The sequence below is a fragment of the Streptococcus parasalivarius genome, assembly GCF_054785155.1.
The window spans coordinates 69202-86046 of sequence record NZ_BAABOB010000001.1; the positions used below are offsets into that span (position 1 = coordinate 69202).

General features: G+C 40.4%; 11 protein-coding genes. 10 read left to right on the forward strand and 1 reads right to left on the reverse strand.

The window, feature by feature from the left end:
* Window positions 1-44: 44 nt before the first annotated feature.
* Entirely contained in the window at window positions 45-785 is a 741-nt protein-coding gene (locus ACYVQ1_RS00375) for a CPBP family intramembrane glutamic endopeptidase (protein WP_289092562.1), read from the reverse strand.
* Between the two features lie 410 nt (window positions 786-1195).
* On the opposite strand from ACYVQ1_RS00375, the gene ACYVQ1_RS00380 reads away from it, so the two are divergent.
* The 10 genes from ACYVQ1_RS00380 (at window position 1196) to ACYVQ1_RS00425 (ending at window position 16824) form a co-directional block, all read left to right on the forward strand.
* Entirely contained in the window at window positions 1196-3133 is a 1938-nt protein-coding gene (locus ACYVQ1_RS00380; protein WP_461249455.1) for a GbpC/Spa domain-containing protein, read from the forward strand.
* 1298 nt (window positions 3134-4431) lie between these two features.
* A complete protein-coding gene (locus tag ACYVQ1_RS00385; RefSeq protein ID WP_461249456.1) occupies window positions 4432-5391 on the forward strand; it encodes a competence protein CoiA in 960 nt (319 codons plus the stop codon).
* A 10-nt stretch (window positions 5392-5401) separates the two neighbouring features.
* The gene (pepF, locus tag ACYVQ1_RS00390) at window positions 5402-7207 is read left to right on the forward strand and encodes an oligoendopeptidase F (protein ID WP_461249457.1); all 1806 of its coding nucleotides are present in this window, start codon (window positions 5402-5404) and stop codon (window positions 7205-7207) included.
* 214 nt (window positions 7208-7421) lie between these two features.
* Window positions 7422-8642, forward strand: coding sequence for an L-lactate MFS transporter (locus ACYVQ1_RS00395; protein WP_461249458.1), 1221 nt, complete (start codon window positions 7422-7424; stop codon window positions 8640-8642).
* Window positions 8643-8713: 71 nt separating this feature from the next.
* The gene (locus ACYVQ1_RS00400) at window positions 8714-9421 is read left to right on the forward strand and encodes an O-methyltransferase (protein WP_014633986.1); all 708 of its coding nucleotides are present in this window, start codon (window positions 8714-8716) and stop codon (window positions 9419-9421) included.
* A gap of 61 nt (window positions 9422-9482) precedes the next feature.
* Entirely contained in the window at window positions 9483-10625 is a 1143-nt protein-coding gene (locus ACYVQ1_RS00405) for a peptidyl-prolyl cis-trans isomerase (protein WP_002885515.1), read from the forward strand.
* A 68-nt stretch (window positions 10626-10693) separates the two neighbouring features.
* Complete coding sequence (locus ACYVQ1_RS00410; protein ID WP_157747910.1) at window positions 10694-10831, forward strand: hypothetical protein; 138 nt, start codon at window positions 10694-10696, stop codon at window positions 10829-10831.
* Between the two features lie 132 nt (window positions 10832-10963).
* Window positions 10964-11449 carry an LURP-one-related/scramblase family protein gene (locus tag ACYVQ1_RS00415; RefSeq protein ID WP_461249459.1) on the forward strand — a complete coding sequence of 162 codons (486 nt, stop codon included), beginning with the start codon at window positions 10964-10966 and terminating at the stop codon, window positions 11447-11449.
* Window positions 11450-11473: 24 nt separating this feature from the next.
* A complete protein-coding gene (gene alaS / locus ACYVQ1_RS00420; protein ID WP_060973372.1) occupies window positions 11474-14092 on the forward strand; it encodes an alanine--tRNA ligase in 2619 nt (872 codons plus the stop codon).
* 176 nt (window positions 14093-14268) lie between these two features.
* Window positions 14269-16824, forward strand: coding sequence for an SH3 domain-containing protein (locus tag ACYVQ1_RS00425; RefSeq protein WP_461249460.1), 2556 nt, complete (start codon window positions 14269-14271; stop codon window positions 16822-16824).
* The last annotated feature ends 21 nt before the right edge of the window (window positions 16825-16845 follow it).

Sequence of the window (16845 nt, forward strand, 5' to 3'; positions counted from 1 at the left end):
GATTAGACACCAAAAATCTAACTTGTGGGATGCAGTTTGAAATATTAGTCATTAAGATATCTAATAGCTTCCAATTTTTTAGGACGAATAAGGAAGAGTCCTAGGGCAATTAAAGGTAACCAGAGAATGAAATGCCAGATACTTGTAGCCGGAGCAGCCTGTGTTGATTGTGAGAAAAGTACACTAGCAAAATCAATCAAACAGTGCAGAACAATAGTCCACCATAGGCTACCAGTACGTAGGTAAATCGCCGCATAGAATATACCTATAGCTGTCGCATAATAAACCTGAAACAGGGTAGCATTCAAGGGTTGGTGAGTGAGATTTCCAAGATGGGCTAGTCCAAAGGATAAGGCAGATAGGAGGACGACTCCTAAAACCTGTTTTGAAGATTTAACACCATCTTGGAAGGCGAGTTTAAGGAAGAGTCCACGAGAAAAATATTCCTCAAAAAAGCCAGCCCCTAAGGCAATGATCAAGGCAGTGCCAATCATATGGGGTGCCTTACTGATACCAAAAGCACTAGCAGAAATATAGAAAAAATCTGCCAAAAGAATTAACCAACAAACACTTAAGGTTTCAGACCAACTTATCTTTTTAGCTGATTTGAGTTTTAAACCTAGACGCCTATGTACTAGGAAGTAATATCCGCACCCAAGAACAATCGTTTTAATGAGATAGGCTATCTCCTCAGGTAGTGGTTTAAGAAGCAAACGAAGTACAAGGTTCGCAAAAATAATACTAACCCCAAAAAGGATCAGTGTCCTAGTTTCTTTTTTTGTCATTGAAAAGTCCCCCAACTTTCTTAACATTTTTTTCAAGCATACAACGAAAAACGCTTAATGTCAAGGTCTTGAAGGTGTTTTTTATGTGTTTTTAGTTATGAAGAGGCCAGTTCTTGATGACCTGTTTCTAATAGGAAGCCTATTCTATCGTTGAAATAGTTTATTATGAGAAAAAAATGAACAGTTATAAGAAAGTATTAAGTACAAACTCTGTAAAATCCTTACGAATTACAATTAATTGTAAATAAATGGTTAAATTATAACAAAAGTGTGTCAAACTTTAAAAACATGTAGCAAATATATAATATTTTTTTCAGAAAGCTATTGCCAAATTTTGAAAATCACGGTAGTATATTAAACGGTGAAGAAAATAGGTTAATAAAATGTTAACCAAGAAGGAGAAAGTGTAAATGAAAGTCAATCCATTTAAAACAACATTGTATTCAAGCGTATTGCTTGCAGGACTCGCAGCTACAAGCCTAGCAGCTGCGGATGAAGCTAAAGATGTAACAGCAACTACTGATACTGATGCAACCGTATCAAATACGACTGCAGAATCAAGTGCTAATCTTGTTAAAACAACAGGTGATGCAGCGGTTGTCACTACAGTACCTGGAACAGAAGAAAAAACTACTACTGAAACAGATACTACTGTAAAAACAACAACTAAAGCTATTGCTGAAGTTTCAAATCCTGACTTCAATAACGCTGTTGAAGCTGCAACAACGACTGCAGCAGCATCAAAAGATTCTGCTGATGTTAAAGCTGTTCAAGATCAAGCAGCTAAAGATGCTCAAGAGGCTTCAAATACAGTTGTTTCTGAAAATAAATTGACTCGTGAAGAAGCTGATGCAGCTCTTACATCTGCTAAAGCAAATGTTGTTGCAACAGGAGGATTTACAGCTACAGAAGAAGCAGGTGTTAAACACACTAGCGTCGAAGCTGCCAACAATGACAACAAAGTTCAAACAACAGCTTTGACAACTGCGGTTTCAGAATATAAACAAAAACTTGCAGATTACAAAACACAATTGGACAAATACTACCAAGACGTTCTTGCTTATGCTGCTTGGGAAAAAGCTTATAAAGAATATACTGGTGGAACAACAGCTCGTCTTTTGACAAAAGGATTGGCTGAAAATGCTGCTGGTTTAATCTATAAAACAGAATCTAATGCTACTATGACTGTTGAAAATTCAGCAGGTTCTGTTGACTACTTGGATAAAACAATCCAATCAGGTCACTCAGTAGATGAAATCCTTGAACAGTTCAACACATCTCGTTACATTCCAAGTGACTTCAGTGCAGCTAACGGTACACAGTACACTATCAATGCTGATGGTGAATATACTGAAGATGTATGGTTGAAGATGGCTACAGGTCAAACGTTGACTGTAACATACAACAATCTAAACGGAACATCATTCAATGGTACTCCAGTTAAGAAAATCGTTGCAACTTACACTTTGGTAGAAACACCAAGTACAGATGGTTCAGCCATTGTTAAGTTGTACCACGATCCAACGAAGACACTTTTCATTGGTTCACAAACTGACGACACTAACAAAAAACTTCACGTTAAGATGAACTTGAACTTCTTTGATTCTGAGTCATCAGTGAAACCACTTGATTTGTCTAAAAATGGTTCAGTTTTGAGTATCTCATCACTTAACCACTGGAACACTGAACTTGGAAACCACATTGAAAAAGTTGGTTTGAATGGTAATGAATACGTTCAAATCCCTGGTTCATCTATCACTTTGCATGAAGATGGTTATGCTTATGCAACAAATGATAATGAATTTGTTGCTAACGGTTCTCGCTTTAACAGTGACCCAACAGTAGACCCAACAACTGGTGAAGTCACAGATGAAGGTTGGGATGCGATTAACCCAGATGGAACACCTCGTACGAAGAATGCCTACTATGGTGCTGCTGCAACAATCTTCAAAGGCCAACCAATGGACTTCATCGTAAGCGGAAATAACCTTAACGTTCCAACTGCTTACTGGTTCGCAACTAACTCAACAGTAGTTGTTCCTGAATTGCCAGAAGAACCAAATAAACCAGTTCTTCCAAATACTGTTTCAGCATCAGTTACTTACCACAAAAACTTTGTGTCTGTTGAAGAAACAACTGAGAAACCAAAACCTCAAGTACCAACAACTCCAACAGAACCTACACCAGGTAAACCTGTAACACCAACATCAGTACCTGTAAAAGAAGAAGCTCCAGCTCTCCCAGCTACTGGTGAAAAATCAACAGCAGCTTCTGCAGCAGCAGGTGCAGCTATGGTGACATCAGCTTTGGCCTTGTTCGGTATCTCAACTTACAAACGTAAACACTAAGATAATACAAAAAAAGCTAGGAAATTTTCCTAGCTTATTTTGGTTTGGAAGAATCAAGTTAGCTAGAAACAAGGAAGATGAAATTTTCTGATATTTAGTAAAACTACTTGATTTAGACTCAAAAAAGAAAAAATGATATACATTTTCTAATTTTTTCAAAACTGTAAAAAGGCCTATATTATAAGCTTTTCTCTATAGTTAACCATGTAAAAAACAAGGGTCTAAATATTATTTTCAAAAAATATGAAATAAATTAATTGACAAAAAATTATAATACAGTATAATAGATTGTGTTAGGAAGAGTTTGTTTTTTTGGCAGGGTGACTCCCTAGTCAAAAAGGACTAGCTTAGAATCTGGAATTCTAAGTTATCAAATTCCAATGTTTCATTGTGATGATTTAAAAAAGAGAAGATTTAAACAGCAAAAAAATTAGGTTAATCGATTTTAAACATCAGCATCATCGTAGCGGGAGCTAGCGGTATTTTTAATCCGTGTAGAGCAAATGACAGATTCAAAAACAGCAGAATCGGTAGAGACTAATCTTCAAAAGCGAAGAGGGAAAGAAAATAAAGCAGTAACTGCTAATATACCTATCAGAAGGTGGACTAAACCTAATGCTGATAGGTGGTATGTTTTGAGAGTGGGGTTTTTAGCCAATACTCTTCTAGGAAATAGTATCTTGTAAGCAGTATGACGTTCTGCGTAAAGAAGCTAGAGGGAAAGTTCTTCAGATTGACTGACTATCAATCACAAGATATTCTTAACTAGAAACCATTTTGGACCAACACGGTTTTGCGTTTGTTGGTATTGAACTGCACCTAGGGAAATAGTGGTTCAATGTTAGTAAATAAAGACTTTAACTTGTAAAAGTCTAAAAATTGTTTTATCTTATTATCAACTCAAGGATTAAGTTTTTAGTGGGATTGCGGAACAAAAGGGTGATAAGCATATTGGGATGATGCTTCAGTGACGGAATTTGACCAGATGTTTGTGAGAGCATCTGTCTATGCTACAATAGCTATTTTTAATGGTTATGTAGGATAGAAACTGTTTTCAAAGTCTTGGTTTCAGGGTAAATGGGGGATTTTCCTCTAGAAATCGAGTATTTTGAAAAGAGAGCAAATGGACTGAGCGGCACTTGTATCCCAAGGTAAGCAATACACCTGTAACCCTAAGTTTCCATACAGCAGGGAGCAAGTTTCAGTTTGAATGGGGGCGCATCTAGAGTCATCTAGATGTTTTTTTATTTTGTGAATTCTTTTGCGAATAAGTAAGAGAGTGCATGAAGGAGGGTGTCGTGTTAATTGCAAAAAATCCGGAAGGGAAATTGGTTTCAGCACTTGAAACTGAGTTAAATCGCGAGGAAACTTATTGTTGTCCAGGTTGTCAAGGTAGAGTCCTATTGAGGCAGGGGCAGGTAATGTGTCCGCATTTTGCTCATAAGTCTTTGCAAGATTGTCAGTTCTTCTCGGAGAATGAATCGGCCCAACATTTATCCCTTAAGGCAGCCTTATATAAATCTTTGGTTAATCATGGTGAAAAAGTACGTATTGAAAAGGTTTTGTCCGAGATGGGGCAAATTGCAGATTTATTTGTTGGCGATTCCCTGGCTCTGGAAGTTCAGTGTTCTCGTTTATCTCAGCAACGTTTGAGAGAGAGGACACGTGCCTATCACCAAGCAGGTTATGAGGTGCGTTGGATTTTAGGTGAGGAACTCTGGTTGAATGGACGTTTAACAAACTTACAGCGGGACTTTCTCTATTTTACGGCTAAGATAGGATTTCATCTATGGGAGCTTGATTGGAAGAAAGAGGAAATTAGACTTAAGTATCTTATCTATGAGGATATTTTTGGGAAAGTCTATTACTTAACTAAGGCCTGGTCTTTAACAGAGAATCTCATGGCGGTTTTACGTTTTCCCTATCAAGCAGAGAGGGTTGAGACCTATCAAGTGACTCAGCGAAAGAAAGTCTCACATGTAATTCAACGAGAATTAATGGGGAAAAATCCAAGGTGGATGAGAAGGCAGGAAGAAGCCTATCTTAGGGGAATGAATTTGTTAAGTCTGTCTGATCAGGATTTTTTCCCACAAGTGAGATTTCCTGAATCTAAGCAAGGATTTGTCCAAATTAGACAGTCACTTGAAGGTTTTGAAAAGCTTTTTAAGAAATATTATCGAAAAAGGCATTTTTCTTATCGACAAACTCTCTACCCTCCCACCTTTTATGCTAAAATAGAAAAGAATAGACACAATTAAGGAGAATATTATGTCAGACAATCGAACTCATTTAGAAGAAAAATACACATGGGATTTGACGACCATTTTTGCGACAGATACAGATTGGGAGACCGAATATGAAAGCACTGTTCAGGATTTGAAGAAGGCTAGTGCTTATGCAGGTCATCTCTTGGATTCTGCTAAGAACTTGCTTGGGGCAACAGAACTTTATATGAGCCTTATGCGTCGCTTGGAGAAAATCTATGTCTATGCGTCAATGAAAAATGACCAAGACACAACAGTAGGTCTGTATCAAGAGTACCAAGCAAAGGCCTCAAATCTTTATTCACAGTTGAGTGAAGCCTTTGCTTACTTTGAGCCTGAATTTATGGCCTTGGATGATAAGAAATTAGCTGAATTTAAAGAACAAGAGCCAGGTCTTGGACTTTATGACCACTATTTCGAACGTCTTTTGGCCAACAAGGATCACGTTCTTTCTCAAGAAGCTGAAGAGCTCTTGGCAGCAGCCGGTGATATTTTCAACGGTCCAACGGATACCTTTAATGTCTTGGATAATGCTGATATCCTCTTCCCATGGGTATCAGATGGCCAAGGGGATGTGGTTGAGTTGACACATGGTAACTTTATCACCCTCATGGAATCTAAGGACCGTGACATTCGTAAGGGTGCTTATGAAGCGATGTACGGTACTTACGAGCAGTTCCAACATACCTATGCACAAACACTTCAAGGCGTTGTTAAGGTTCACAATTACCAAGCCAAAGTTCGTCACTATAATTCGGCACGTCATGCAGCACTTGCGGCTAATTTTATTCCAGAGAGTGTTTATGACTCACTCTTGGAATCAGTGAATAAGCATTTGCCACTTTTGCACCGTTACCTTGATTTGCGTAAGAAGGTCTTGGGGCTTGACGAGCTTAAGATGTATGACGTCTACACACCACTTTCTGAGACTGAAACTGCTCTTACTTATGAAGAATCCCTCAAAAAAGCAGAGGAAGTCTTGGCAATCTTTGGTGAAGAGTATAGTAAAGGGGTTCATGCAGCCTTTACGGAACGTTGGATTGACGTTCACCCTAACAAAGGAAAACGCTCAGGTGCTTACTCAGGTGGTGCCTATGATACCAATGCTTTCATGCTTTTGAACTGGCAAGACACTCTGGACAATCTCTTTACTTTGGTTCACGAGACTGGCCACAGCTTGCATTCAACGTTCACACGTCAGACACAACCATATGTTTATGGAGATTACCCAATCTTCTTGGCGGAAATTGCGTCTACAACTAATGAAAATATCTTGACAGAAACACTGCTTAAAGAGGTTAAAGATGACAAGACACGTTTTGCTATTCTTAACCACTATTTGGATGGTTTCAAGGGAACTGTCTTCCGTCAAACCCAATTTGCTGAGTTTGAGCATGCTATCCATGAAGCAGATGCATCTGGTCAAATCTTGACAGCCGACTTCATGAATAAACTTTACGCAGACCTCAATGAGAAATACTATAACCTTAAAGCTGAAGATAACTACGAAATTCAGTTTGAGTGGGAACGTATTCCGCATTTCTACATGAATTACTATGTCTACCAATACGCTACAGGGTTTGCAGCAGCAAGCTACTTGGCTGAAAAAATTGTTCACGGTACTGAGGAGGATAAAGAAGCTTACCTTACTTACCTTAAGGCGGGAAGCTCAGATTATCCTTTGGAAGTTATCAAGAAAGCTGGTGTTGATATGACCAATACCGACTACTTGGATGCTGCCTTCAAAGTTTTTGAAGACCGTCTCGTTGAATTGGAAGCCTTGGTTGAAAAAGGTGTTCATCTTTCTTAAAAAGAAGTTACTATACTATATGAAAGAATCATTCTGAATAAGAGTGGTTCTTTTTATGTCTAAAAACGAACATTTACAGTATAAAAGTCTTGATTGCTACGGAAATTACTAATGAGCATATTTGTAGCCCCTTGTTTATATTCATGATAGACTAAAAACCTAACGTTTTATAATTGATAAGTGAACAATGTTCAGAAATAGAAAGTAGGTTTTTGTGAAAACAACCAATCGTTATCTTGTAGCAACGTGTGGTGTCTTACTCCATCTCATGTTGGGGTCTACCTATGCTTGGAGTATCTATCGTAATCCTATTATGGCCCAGACTGGCTGGGATCAATCTTCAGTTTCTTTTGCCTTTTCATTGGCTATCTTTTGTCTTGGTCTTTCTGCAGCTTTTATGGGGCGTTTGGTTGAAAAATTTGGTCCTAGAGTGACTGGAAGTATGTCGGCTGTTCTCTATGCTGGAGGTAACATTCTAACTGGAGTTGCCATTGCTCAGGGAGAGCTGTGGATACTTTATCTTGGGTACGGTATTCTTGGTGGTCTAGGACTGGGTGTGGGGTATATTACGCCTGTTTCAACCATCATTAAGTGGTTTCCTGACAAGCGTGGGCTTGCGACTGGTCTTGCCATTATGGGATTTGGCTTTGCATCGCTCTTGACCAGCCCTATTGCCCAATATCTGATTCAGGCACGTGGTGTTGAGCAGACCTTTTATATCTTGGGAGTTGTTTATTTTATTGTGATGCTTTTTGTCTCACAATTCATTAAACGACCAAGTGTAGAGGAAGCACAACTGTTGGCTGACAAGAGTCCAAACCGTCAGGCTGCTGATTTGAGCAAAGGGGTTACGGCTAATGAAGCTCTGAAATCGTCAACTTTCTACTGGTTATGGCTTATCTTGTTTATCAATATTTCATGTGGCTTAGCCCTTGTCTCTGCTATTTCTCCAATGGCTCAAGATATGGTTGGGATGTCAGCGAAATCAGCAGCAGTTGTTGTCGGTGTTATGGGAATCTTCAATGGTTTTGGTCGCCTTCTGTGGGCAGGGTTGTCGGATTATATTGGGCGTCCGAAGACCTTTATCCTCCTCTTTGTGGTTAATATCGTTATGGCTATCTTCCTAATTGTCCTGCAAGTTCCACTTGTCTTTGTGGTTGCGATGGCTGTTCTGATGACTTGCTACGGGGCAGGATTCTCCTTGATTCCTCCCTACCTTAGCGATATCTTTGGGGCAAAGGAATTGGCTACCCTTCATGGTTATATTCTGACTGCCTGGGCTATGGCAGCCTTGGTGGGACCAATGCTCCTGTCGGTAACCTATGAATTGACAAAATCTTACCAGATGACCTTGCTTGTTTTCATTGCTCTTTACGTGGTAGCTTTAGTTATTGCTTACCTCTTGAAAAAGAAGGTTATTCGTCAAGTAGTCTAATGATGAGGATTTGAGTTATAGATAAGAAAAATCTCTAGCACTCGCTAGGGATTTTTTATATAATAAAACACATGGTTAAATCATATAGTAAAAACGCAAATCACAACATGCGTCGCCCAGTAGTAAACAAGGATATCGTGGACTACATGCGAACGCATCTTCAGGAAAATAAAGGGCATTTGGCTGAGCTGGAGGCCTTTGCTCGTAAGGAAAATATTCCAATTATCCAGCACGAAGTTGTTGCTTATTTCCGATTTTTGTTACAGACCTTGCAGCCTAAGAAAATCCTTGAGGTAGGAACGGCTATTGGTTTTTCAGCTCTTCTTATGGCTGAGTATGCCCCTGATGCTCAGATTACGACGGTTGATCGTAATGAAGAAATGATTGGCTTTGCCAAGGAAAATCTAGCCAAGTATGACAGCCGCAAACAAATTACCTTAGTTGAAGGTGATGCAGCAGAAGTTTTGCAAGATTTGGACACTGATTATGATTTTGTTTTTATGGACTCAGCCAAGTCTAAATATATCGTCTTTCTGCCTGAAATCCTAAAACGTCTCAAGGTAGGTGGTGTCATTGTCTTTGATGATATCTTCCAAGGGGGGGATATTGCCAAGGACATTATGGAGGTTCGTCGTGGTCAGCGTACGATTTACCGTGGTTTGCATCGTCTTTTTGATGCGACCTTAGATAACCCTGGTTTGACTGCTAGTTTGGTACCTATGAGTGACGGACTTCTTATGCTTCGGAAAAATTCTGAAAATATTATCTTGCCAGATTAAGCATTATTTAAGTAAGTGTGGTATAATAACAAAGATATTGACAATTTAAGGAGTAGATAGAATGGCTAAAGAAAATGAAAACCTTGAGTCAACTGAAGAAACTGTTGAAGAGGTTGTAGCAGACAAAGACGCAGAACAAGAGCATCTTGATCGCCAAAAAGAAGAAGAGGAAAGCATCGCCCTCGCTAGTGAAAAAGCGAAAGAAAAAGCTAAACGTGCTAAAACGAAAAAGACACGTGATGCTGGTAAACCAAGCTCAGGTGGCCGCTTCCTCGGAGGTCTTGCCCTTGTAGCTGTTTCAGCTCTCGTTGGTGCAGGTGCTATGTATGTTTCTCTAGGTAACAAAACGACTGAAGAAACAACTTTGGTATCTATGAAAGGTGATACTGTTACTGTCGGTGATGTCTTTGATTCACTTAAAGGTAGCAGCCAAACACAACAAAGTGTTTTGAGTGCAACTTTGCAAAAGGCTCTTGAAAAAGAATATGGTAGCAAAGTCAGCAAAGAAGACGTAGACAAAGCTTATAAGCAAGCTTCAGAACAATACGGAGATCAATTCTCACAAGTACTAGCAGCCTATGGTCAAACAGAAGAGTCATACCGTACTCAAATCCGTACACAAAAATTGGTTGAGTATGCTGTTAACCAAGCCGCACAAAAAGATTTGACGGAAGCAAATTACAAGGCTGCCTATGATAACTACACACCAAATACAGAGGTACAAGTAGTTTCAACTACTGATAAAGCAGTGGCAGATAAGGTAGACTCTGAAGCTAAAGCAGAAGGAGCAGATTTCTCACAAGTTGCTAAAGATAACAGCTTGGAAGTGACTTCTAAGACAGTTAACTCAGCTTCTCAAGACTTCCCGACAGATGTTTTGACAGCGGCCTTCAAGCAAGATGCTAATGCCGTTTCTGATGTAGTGACTGTTTCAAACAGTTCAACTGGTGCTGCAACTTACTACATCGTCAAGACTGTTTCAAAATCTGAGAAAAATGCAGATTGGAAAAACTATAAGGATGATTTGACTAAGGTTATCATCAATGGTAAGAAAGCTGATACTAACTTCACTAACTCAGTGATTGCTAAGGTCCTTAAAAAATACAATGTTAAAGTTGTAGACAAGGCCTTCAGCGCAATTCTTGACCAGTATGTGACTGGTTCTGGGGCTTCATCAAGTTCATCATCAAGCTCTAGCAAATAAATCACAAGATAGAGTTGATAATGCTATTATCAGCTTGACCTAAGACCTAAAACACGTTAAAATGAAGAGTGGCTAAAAGTTCTAATATCATGACATTTTTGGCCATCCCTTTGAGATTGGTAATCATCGCTTCTGATACAGAAAAATGGCGGTCGCTGCGAGCCATGGACGAATTTGGTTACTTGCTACTCAAAGTTCACAATTAAAGACAAATAAGAATGACAAGTTCATTGAATGAAGGTGGTACCGCGGTTCACGTCGCCCTTCGTTTAGTGGTCTTGTCTTTTATTCTTTGGGTATTTTCTGAATGAAGTGTGTGGCAATAGTGGAGGTGGCGTATGAAAACCTATTTTGTCAAACAGAAGTTTCGATTGGGTGGTGAACGCTTTGATATCAAGGATGATCAAGGTAGAGTTGCCTATCAGGTCGAAGGATCCTTTTTTAAGATTCCAAAGACCTTTACAATTTTTGGCGAGGATGGTCGTGAGATCAGTCATATCACCAAGGAGCCTATTAGTCTCTTACCCAAATTTACGGTGGATTTACAGGATGGTTCGAGTTTTTACATTCGTAAAAAATTAACCTTTCTTCGTGATAAGTATGATGTCGATAATCTTGGCTTGCGAATAGAGGGGAATATTTGGGACCTGGATTTTCAACTGCTTAATAGTCAAGATCAGGTAGTTGCTAGGATTCAAAAGGAATTCTTCCATCTAACATCGACCTATACTGTTACCGTTTATGAAAATACTTATGCCGATTTAGCCATTTCCCTATGTGTCGCTATTGACTATGTGGAAATGCTCGAGAATAGCTCAAAATAAGAAATAATTGATTAAGGAGAAACAATGAAACAACTTACTTCAGCACAAATTCGTCAAATGTGGCTTGATTTCTGGAAATCAAAAGGTCACGCTGTTGAACCATCAGCTAACTTGGTTCCAGTTAACGATCCAACCCTTCTTTGGATTAACTCAGGGGTTGCCACTTTGAAAAAATACTTTGATGGCTCTGTGATTCCTGAAAATCCACGTATCACCAACTCACAAAAGGCTATCCGTACCAACGATATCGAAAACGTTGGTAAGACAGCTCGTCACCACACAATGTTTGAAATGCTTGGTAACTTCTCAGTTGGTGATTACTTCCGTGATGAAGCTATTGAGTGGGGTTATGAGCTTTTGACAAGCCCAGAGTGGTTTGATTTTCCAAAAGACAAGCTTTACATGACTTACTATCCAGATGATAAAGATTCATACAACCGTTGGATTGCCTGCGGTGTTGAACCAAGTCATTTGATTCCAATTGAAGATAACTTCTGGGAAATCGGTGCTGGACCTTCAGGACCAGATACTGAAATCTTCTTTGACCGTGGCGAAGACTTTGACCCTGATAATATTGGTATCCGTTTGCTTGAAGAAGATATTGAAAACGATCGTTACATTGAAATTTGGAACATCGTTTTGTCACAATTCAACGCAGACCCAGCAGTTCCACGTTCAGAATACAAGGAACTTCCTAATAAAAACATTGATACGGGCGCAGGTCTTGAACGTCTTGTAGCCGTAATGCAAGGGGCTAAAACAAACTTTGAAACAGACCTCTTCATGCCTATCATTCGTGAAATCGAAAAAATGTCTGGTAAAACTTACGATCCAGATGGTGACACAATGAGCTTCAAGGTTATTGCTGACCACATTCGTTCATTGGCATTTGCTATCGGTGATGGTGCTCTTCCAGGTAATGAAGGTCGTGGTTATGTCCTTCGTCGTCTTCTCCGTCGTGCCGTAATGCACGGTCGTCGTCTCGGTATTTCTGACGCTTTCTTATACAAACTTGTCCCAACTGTTGGTCAAATCATGGAAAGTTATTACCCAGAAGTTCTTGAGAAGAAAGACTTTATCGAGAAAATTGTTAAACGTGAAGAAGAAACCTTTGCACGTACCATCGATGCAGGTTCAAGCATGCTTGATGAGCTTCTTGCTAACCTTAAGAAATCTGGTAAAGATACGCTTGAAGGTAAAGACATCTTTAAACTTTACGATACTTATGGATTCCCAGTGGAATTGACAGAAGAGTTGGCTGAAGATGAAGGCTTCAAGATTGACCATGAAGGTTTCAAAGCTGCCATGAAAGAACAACAAGATCGTGCGCGTGCTAGCGTCGTCAAAGGTGGTTCTATGGGTATGCAAAATGAAACCCTCGCTAACATCACTGAACCATCTGAGTTCTTGTATGAAGCGGAAACTGCTGAAAGCCGTTTGAGCGTAATCGTTGCTGATGATGCTCGTCATGATAGTGTTAACTCTGGTCAAGCCCTCCTTGTCTTTGAACAAACACCATTCTACGCTGAAATGGGTGGACAAGTAGCAGACCACGGTACAATCTCAGATGCAGCTGGTACAGTCGTTGCGCGTGTTGTTGATGTTCAACGTGCACCAAATGGACAAGCCCTTCACACTGTTGAAGTTGAAGGTGAACTTGTTGTAGGAGCTAACTACAAACTTGAAATTGACCACACACGTCGTCACCGTGTCATGAAGAACCACACAGCGACTCACCTCTTGCACGCTGCCCTTCATAACATCGTCGGTGATCATGCTGTTCAAGCTGGTTCTCTTAACGAACAAGAATTCTTGCGTTTCGACTTCACTCACTTTGAGGCTGTAACTCCAGAAGAATTGCGTGCTATCGAAGAACAAGTCAACGAAGAAATCTGGAAAGCTACTCCAGTAACAACTATTGAAACAGATATTGACACTGCTAAATCAATGGGAGCTATGGCCCTCTTTGGTGAAAAATATGGTAAGAATGTTCGTGTCGTTTCAATCGGTGATTACTCTGTTGAGCTTTGTGGTGGTACGCACGTTGCCAACACTGCTGAAATCGGTATGTTCAAGATTGTTAAAGAAGAAGGTATCGGTTCAGGAACACGTCGTATCTTGGCAGTGACATCACGTGAAGCTTACCTTGCTTACCGTGAAGAAGAAGATGCCCTCAAAGCAATCGCAGCAACACTTAAGGCACCACAATTGAAAGAAGTGCCTAACAAGGTTGCTAGCCTTCAAGAGCAATTGCATGCCCTTCAAAAAGAAAATGCTGCGCTTAAAGAAAAGGCAGCTGCAGCTGCAGCTGGTGACGTCTTCAAAGATGTTAAAGAAGCTAACGGTGTTCGTTACATTGCTAGCCAAGTGGAAGTTTCTGATGCAGGTGCCCTTCGTACCTTCGCGGACCAATGGAAACAAGCAGACTACTCTGACGTTCTTGTTCTTGCGGCTCACATTGGCGAAAAAGTTAATGTTCTTGTAGCAAGCAAGTCTAAAGATGTTCACGCAGGTAATGTTATCAAGGTTCTCGCACCAATCGTATCAGGTCGTGGTGGTGGTAAACCAGATATGGCCATGGCCGGTGGTAGCGATGCCAATGGTATCCAAGATCTTCTTTCAGCAGTAGCAGAACAGCTCTAAGATGTGATACAATAAAAGTAACTTGAAAAGGTAGGATGAAAATCCTATCTTTTTTACTTTAAAAACTTTAGTAATAATATTGAAATAATTGTAAAAAATATTTCAAAGGGGTATAATAGAAATATGAAAACGGTTCCAATGTTTATCAAACAGCCTAGAAAGTGAGAGTGATCAAAATGAGAAAGGCATATGTTGTTAAGGAACGTCAACGTTACTCAATTCGTAAATATTCTTTTGGAGCTGCATCAGTCTTGATTGGTGCGAGCTTGATGCTTGGTGGACATGCTTTGGCTCAGGAACAAGCCAACAGCACAAGTACCAGCAAGGATTATGAAGTTTTTGTAAATAATTCTGAACCACTTCAAATCGACCAGGCAACTTCAGAAGCTGTTACTGATGTCCTCAATCAACCAGCTTCAAGATCTGAAGCGCCAAGACCTAAGCTTGCTAGCAGTGAAGTTGCTTCTTCTGAAGCTAGTAGTGTAGTGGCTAGCGAGGCTGCTTCTTTGGAAGTACCGGCAGAGGTTGTCCATTCTGCATCTGCTGTTGCTTCTGTATCTAAATCAGAAGTGGCTAGTCCACGTTCTGAAGTGTCATCAGTAGCTAGCTCTGAAGCAGCAAGTGAGACTAACCGTTCAGCAACTTCAGAAGTAGCAGAAACTAGAGTTACTGATCGTGAAGCTGTAGATGCTCCTCAACCTGGTGTGGATGGTCCTGTGACTGCTGATGGTTCTCTTGATATCCCATCAAACGGTACTTTCTATTTCCGTCGCACCACTGAAATTCGTACAGCACCAATCATGGATATCAAACCTACCTTTGTCTTTAGTACAGGTGACCATGTTATCTATGATAAGGTTTTGAAGAGAGACAATCATCAATGGATTTCTTACATTGGTTACGATTATGAACGCTACTACGCTGATATCGCAGCTTTGAAGTCTGAAAACACTAGTAGCAACACTGAAGCGACTAGAGATGAAACCATCCCTGAACGTGGTACTTATTATTTTACTAAACCTGCAGATGTGAAGAACCAACCTAGCTTGACTGCCAAGACTGAGTTCAATTTTGATCCAGGTATGTCAGTCAACTACGATAGATCTTTGCTTGCGGACAACCACCGTTGGATTTCTTATGTGTCATACAATGGCACCCGTCGTTACGTCGACCTGGGTGCTGCTGCAGAGGCTGTAGCTAAACCAAGAGGCGACATTTCTATTGAAAGTCATAACAATGGTGACTTTAGCGTGGTTATCAGTAATGTATCAGATCAAAACGGTGTCCTCGGAGTGTCTGTTCCAATCTGGTCTGAAAAGAATGGTCAAGATGACATTATCTGGTACAATGCGACTCGTCTTAACAATGGTAACTACAAGGTTAACGTCAGTCTAACTGACCACAAGAATGAACGTGGCCTCTACAATGTTCATCTTTACTATGTTGAAACTAATGGTAAATTAGTTGGTGTGGGTGGCACAACTTACACAGTTCCTGCCAAGGTTGAAGAAACTCACACAACTACTAGCTATAGCCTTCCTGATTCAGGAACTTATACCTTCAAAGAACGTTCTAGTATCAAGGCAGAACCACGTGTGGCAAGTCCAGAGTTGGCCTACTACGATGCTGGTATGTCAGTCAACTACGACAAGATTGTCAGTGGTGATGGTTACCAATGGCTTTCTTACCTCAGTTACAATGGCAACCGCCGTTATGTAGCCGTGGCTAAACTTGCTCAACAAGAAAGCAAACCAAGTGGTACTATCAATATTGAAAATCTCTCTAACCTTGGTTTTGACGTTCATATCACTAATGTTTCTGGTGGTGATAAAGCTATCCAAGGCGTAAGTGTTCCAGTTTGGACAGCTCAAAATGGTCAAGACGATCTTGTATGGCACCAAGCTGACAGACAAAGTGATGGTAGCTACAAGGTTCGTATCAATGTTAGCGACCATAAGTCTGAAGCAGGCGAATACATTGTCCATCTCTACTATGTTCAAGACGGTAAGATGGTAGGTATCGGAGGCACTAGCACAACTGTTCCAGTTCAAAATGCAACCCGCCACAATCTTCCAGCTTCAGGTTCATATACCTTTACCGCCCGTTCTGGCATTAAGACTCAACCTTTGGTAGCCAACCCAGATGTTAGCTATTATGATTCAGGTATGTCAGTTAACTATGACAAGGTTGTCAATAATGATGGCTATACATGGCTTTCTTACCTTAGCTATTCAGGACATCGTTTCTATGTGGCTATCGCACCAACAAGTGTGACTAAACCAGTAGAACAACCCGTTCAACCAAGTACACCATCTTCTGGTACCTATACTTTCAAGGAACGCTCTAGCATTAAAGCAGAACCAAGTGTGGCAAGTCCAGAGTTGGCCTACTATGATGCTGGTATGTCCGTTAACTATGACAGATTGGTGACTGCAGATGGTCATACATGGCTCTCTTATGTTAGCCATGGAGGCAACCGCCGTTACATTGCTATTGATGGTAAGGCAACAGCAGTTGCTCAACCAGCAAGTCCAAGCTTAGCTGCAACTGGCACTTATACCTTTACAAAACCTAGCTCTATCAAGGCTCAACCAAGCGTTGCAAGCCCAGAGTTAGCCTACTATGATAAAGGCATGTCCGTTCGCTATGACAAGGTCCTTACAGCTGATGGCCACACCTGGTTGTCTTATGTAACCTATAGTGGTGCAAGACGCTATGTGGACATTGCTTAAGAGTTGTAACATCACTCTCTT